Genomic DNA, 4,471 nt, shown 5'->3' on the forward strand with positions numbered 1-4,471 from the left:
AACGGCGAGGCGACGACGCTGCCGCTGCCTACGGCACCCGGGGGCTTGAGCACGGCAGTGCTGGTGCAGACGCCGGACGGCGGGCCGATCCTGGCCGCCGCGGCAAACTGACTTTTCTTTTCGGGCGGGGCCGCGGCAGGCGGCAGCGCACCATCGGGCCCGCATCCGCGCGCCGCAACCAAAGGAGAACTAGCATGACCAGATTCCTCACGCTGCCGGCGCTGGCTTTCGCGCTTGCCGCTGCCGCGTTCGTTGCCGGCGCCCGCGCCGACGACACGACCGACGCGATGAAGCCAGCCAATGCGATGGCGACCGAAGCCATGAAGCCGGCGACCGATGCTATGATGCCGACCGGCGAGATGAAGCCCGCAGATAAAATGAAGCCCGATGCAATGGCGTCCCAGGCGATGAAACCCGCCACGGATGCCATGAAGCCCGCGGATGCGATGAAGCCTGCCGACGCGATGGCGCCGGCGCAATAAGTCAGCGGCCCAGGCCTCTTGGCAACAATCGCCGCCGGCCAGAAGCCGCCGCACGGCAAAGTGAGAAACCTGGGACGGCTTGCTTCGTATATAGTGGAACAACGAACAAGGAGATCCGACATGAACGGCATCGATAAAAAGGCGGCGCGGCGCTCGCTGGCCCCGCTTGCAGCGCTGGTGCTGACGGCGGCCGCGGCCGCCTTCTGGCAGACGCCGGCGCGTTCGGCCGAGGACGCGGTGGTGATCCCGCCGCCGGCCATGGATGAAAAGGCCGCCAGCGGCACGGAGAAAGCGATCTTCGCCGGCGGCTGCTTCTGGGGCGTGCAGGGCGTGTTCCAACACGTCAAGGGCGTCAGCAAGGCCGTCTCCGGCTACGCTGGCGGCAGCGCCGAGAACGCCGTCTACGAGGTCGTCGGCACCGGCCGCACCGGCCACGCGGAATCGGTCGAGATCACCTACGATCCGTCGAAGGTCACCTATGGCCAATTGCTGCAGGTCTATTTCTCGGTCGCGCACAATCCGACGCAGCTCAACTACCAGGGGCCGGACCAGGGCACGCAGTACCGCTCGACCATCTTTGCCGAGAACGACGAGCAGAAGAAGATCGCCGAGAGCTACATCGCCCAGCTCGACAAGGCCAAGGTGTTTTCGAAGCCGATCGTGACGACGCTGGAGACCGGCAAGACCTTCTATCCGGCCGAGGATTACCATCAGGATTTCCTGACGCTGAACCCGACCTACCCTTATATCGTCTACAACGACCTGCCGAAGATCGAGAATTTGAAAGCGCTGTTTCCCGCGCTCTACAGCGAGAAGCCGGTGCTGGTGCTGGCAAGTAGCAAAAGCTGAGGATGACCATCTTAGGCCTTCTCCCCGTCACTATACGGGGAGAAGGTGCCGGCAGGCGGATGAGGGGCGGCGCCGGCATTTGCAGGAACGGGCCGCCGCTCTGCTTGACAGGTTTGCGCTGCCCCTCATTGCCCTGCCGGGCATTTCTCCCCGTATGGTGACGGGGAGAAAGACGCCGTCACCAACGCCTCTCCTCAATCGTAGGTCAGATCCGTCGCCTTGCCGCCGAACACGCGATAGGCGTAGAACGAATAGAAAATAATGATCGGCAGCACGACGACGGTGCCGACCAGGATAAAGGCCAGGCTCTCCGGCGCCGAGGCGGCCTGCCAGATCGTCAGCTTGTCGGGCACGACATAGGGATAGAACGACCAGGCGAGCCCGGCGAAACCGAGCGCGAAGATGGCGGCCAGGGTCAGGAACGGCCGCAGCGCATGCCGGTCGTCGAGCTTGGGCAGATGAAACGTCTGCCGCCACAGCCACAGGTACAGGAGCGCCGATACGATCGGCAGCGGCGACAGATAGAGGATCTCCGGCCAGAGGAACCATCTGTCGAAGATGCGCGGGCTGGCGAAGGGCGTCGCCAAAGAGACCGCGACCATGCCGAGCGCCGTCAGCACCAGCGTGACGCGCAGCCAGCGCACCGCCTTTCGTTGCAGATCGCCCTCGGTCTTGTAGATCAGCCAGGCCGAGCCCATGGCGGCGTAGGCCGCCGACAGGCAGAGCGCGACCAGCGCGCCGAAGGCCATGCCGCCAATGCCGACATCGAGGCCGAGCACATAGACGCCGAGCATATAGCCCTGCGCCAGCGAGGCCATGGTGGAGCCGAGAAAGAAGATGCGGTTCCAGCGGTGCTTCTTGCCGGCCGGCACCTTGGCGCGGAAATCGAAGGCAACGCCGCGCAGGATCAAGCCGACCAACAGCAGGAACACCGGGATATAGAGCGCGGTGAGGATGGTGCCGTGCGCCATCGGGAAGGCGACCAGCAAGAGCCCGACCGCCAGCACCAGCCAGGTCTCGTTGGCGTCCCAGAACGGGCCGATCGCGGCGATCATCGTGTCCTGCTCGGCATCTTCGGCGCCTGCGAACAGGATGCCGATGCCGAGATCGAAACCGTCGAGAATGACGTAGATCAGGATGGCGAGGCCCATCAGGCCGGCGAAGATCAGCGGAAGCGCGGTGGGCCAGTCGAAGGTCATCTTTCTTTCCTCCAACCGAGATTGGTCCGACAGACGGCCATACTGTTTGAAGCAATTGTCTCAGATCGATTGCGAAGGTTGGCGCTGCCCCTCATCGCCCCGCCGGCTGCAACGCCAGGGGCAGCGCCGACCTCAGAAGAAAGGCCCGCATCGAACCGACCGTACCGCTTGTCTTGCTCCTGCATGTTCACTCTCCGGCGGCCGGCTGCGACATCGCGGCGTTCATGACGCCGGGCAACGGCGAGGTGTCGCCTTCTTTGGCCGCCTTCAGCGCGAGATGCACCAGCACGCCGAGATAGGCGATCAAGAGCAGCACATAGAGGATGAGATAGACGGCCAGGGTCAGCGCGACATGGCTGCCGGCGACCGGGCCGACGGCATCGGCCGTCTTCAATATCCCGGTGACCAGCCAGGGCTGGCGGCCGATCTCGGTCGTGTACCAGCCGGCCAGCGTCGCCAGCCAGCCGGAGAGCGCCATCGGCACCATGATCAGGGCCAGCGGCTTAGGCAGGCTGCGGCGACGCTTGAGGAAGAAGGCTGCCGACCAGGAGACGATGAGCATCAGGATGCCGGTGCCGACCATGACGCGGAAACCCCAGAACACCGGGAAGACCGGCGGGTGGTTGCCCGGATAGTCGTTGAGGCCGGGTACGACGCCGCTTGTGCTGTGGCGCAGGATCAGGCTGGCGCCGTCGGGAATGGCGAGCTCAAACCTGTTTTCCTTGGCCGCCTCGTCGGGCAGCGCGAACAGCACCAGCGGCACGTGGGCGCCGGTGTTCCAGTTCGCTTCCATGGCGGCGATTTTCTGCGGCTGGTGCTCGAGCGTGTTCAAGCCGTGCTGGTCGCCGGCAAAGATCTGGATCGGAATCAGGATGGCGGCGGCGAAGACGCCGGTGCGCAGCGCCTTCCACATCGATTCCGAGCGGTCGCCATAAAGGTAGCGCAGCGCCGAGCAGCCGGCGATCAGGAAGGAGACCGTGAGCCCGGAGGCGAGCAGCATGTGGACCAGCCGGTAGGGCATGGACGGATTGAAGATGACCGCCCACCAGTCGAGGGCATGCGCCTTGCCGTCGATCATCTCGAAGCCGGCCGGCGTCTGCATCCAGGAGTTCAGCGCGATGATCCAGAAGGCGGAAACCGTGGTGCCGCCCGCGACCAGCACGGTCGCCAGCGTGTGGATGCGGTTGGAGACGCGGCGGAAGCCGAACAGCATGATGCCGAGGAAGGCCGCCTCGAGAAAGAAGGCGGTCAGCACCTCATAGGCAAGCAGCGGCCCGGCGATGTTGCCGACCGTTTCCATATAGCCCGGCCAGTTGGTGCCGAACTGGAAGCTCATGGTGACGCCCGAAACCACGCCCATGGCGAAGGACAGCGCGAACACCTTCACCCAGGTGAAATACGCGCGCATCCAGGCCGAGTCGCCGGTCGCGTTGTAGCGGAGCTTGAAGAAGAGAAGCACCCAGCCAAGTGCAATGGTGATCGCCGGAAACAGAATATGGAACGAGATATTCGCGCCGAACTGGATGCGCGACAGGATGAGCGGGTCCATGCTGGGCTCCGGCTGCAATTCAGGCTTGAAGGATAGGCTTCGAACACGCATCGGTCAAAGCGGCGCGGCGTCACGCGAGGCGCGTTGTCGCAGCGTCGGGCGGTCATGGACACACGCATCGCGTGACAGCTTGCCGGCGCCGTTCGACGTCGCGAATGGCGGCGACTGTCGAGAACTGTCAGGAGCACGGTCGATTGCCGGTTTGCATAAAACGACATCCGACCTATATCAGGTCACGTTTTCCAGCCGGCCATATTTCAGCATGTCATCCATCATCTCCATCTCCGGCGTCACGAAAACCTATGCCACCGGTTTCAAGGCGCTGAAGGAAATCAACCTCGACATCGAGCGCGGCGAGATCTTCGCGCTGCTCGGGCCAAACGGCGCCGGCA

At 64.2% G+C, this 4,471-nt stretch carries 4 protein-coding genes and 1 pseudogene; 3 read left to right on the forward strand and 2 right to left on the reverse strand.

Annotated elements, in window-relative coordinates:
- Positions 1-194 precede the first annotated feature (194 nt).
- Positions 195-482 (forward strand): hypothetical protein, encoded by a 288-nt coding sequence (locus tag EOA75_RS29330; protein ID WP_127247441.1) that lies wholly within the window; start codon positions 195-197, stop codon positions 480-482.
- A gap of 120 nt (positions 483-602) precedes the next feature.
- Positions 603-1,331: a peptide-methionine (S)-S-oxide reductase MsrA gene (msrA, locus tag EOA75_RS29335; protein WP_095827333.1), complete on the forward strand. Its 729-nt coding sequence runs from the start codon at positions 603-605 to the stop codon at positions 1,329-1,331.
- 194 nt (positions 1,332-1,525) lie between these two features.
- Here the strand turns inward: msrA and EOA75_RS29340 are convergent, their stop codons facing one another.
- Together EOA75_RS29340 and EOA75_RS29345 are read right to left on the reverse strand one after the other, a co-directional pair.
- Positions 1,526-2,530 (reverse strand): cytochrome d ubiquinol oxidase subunit II, encoded by a 1,005-nt coding sequence (locus tag EOA75_RS29340; protein ID WP_127325791.1) that lies wholly within the window; start codon positions 2,528-2,530, stop codon positions 1,526-1,528.
- Positions 2,531-2,717: 187 nt separating this feature from the next.
- Positions 2,718-4,079 (reverse strand): cytochrome ubiquinol oxidase subunit I, encoded by a 1,362-nt coding sequence (locus EOA75_RS29345; protein ID WP_127325792.1) that lies wholly within the window; start codon positions 4,077-4,079, stop codon positions 2,718-2,720.
- On the opposite strand from EOA75_RS29345, the pseudogene EOA75_RS35325 reads away from it, so the two are divergent.
- Positions 4,078-4,471 (forward strand): annotated as a pseudogene (locus EOA75_RS35325) (hypothetical protein); the annotation flags it as partial. The gene EOA75_RS29345 and the pseudogene EOA75_RS35325 sit on opposite strands and share 2 nt — an antisense overlap.

This window comes from Mesorhizobium sp. M1A.F.Ca.IN.022.07.1.1, from assembly GCF_003997575.1.
Lineage (GTDB): Bacteria > Pseudomonadota > Alphaproteobacteria > Rhizobiales > Rhizobiaceae > Mesorhizobium.

Coding starts and splice junctions, on each gene's coding strand:
- EOA75_RS29345 (WP_127325792.1), bottom strand. CDS start 4,079: ATGGACCCGCTCATCCTGTCGCGCATCCAGTTCGGCGCGAATATCTCG.
- EOA75_RS29340 (WP_127325791.1), bottom strand. CDS start 2,530: ATGACCTTCGACTGGCCCACCGCGCTTCCGCTGATCTTCGCCGGCCTG.
- msrA (WP_095827333.1), top strand. CDS start 603: ATGAACGGCATCGATAAAAAGGCGGCGCGGCGCTCGCTGGCCCCGCTT.
- EOA75_RS29330 (WP_127247441.1), top strand. CDS start 195: ATGACCAGATTCCTCACGCTGCCGGCGCTGGCTTTCGCGCTTGCCGCT.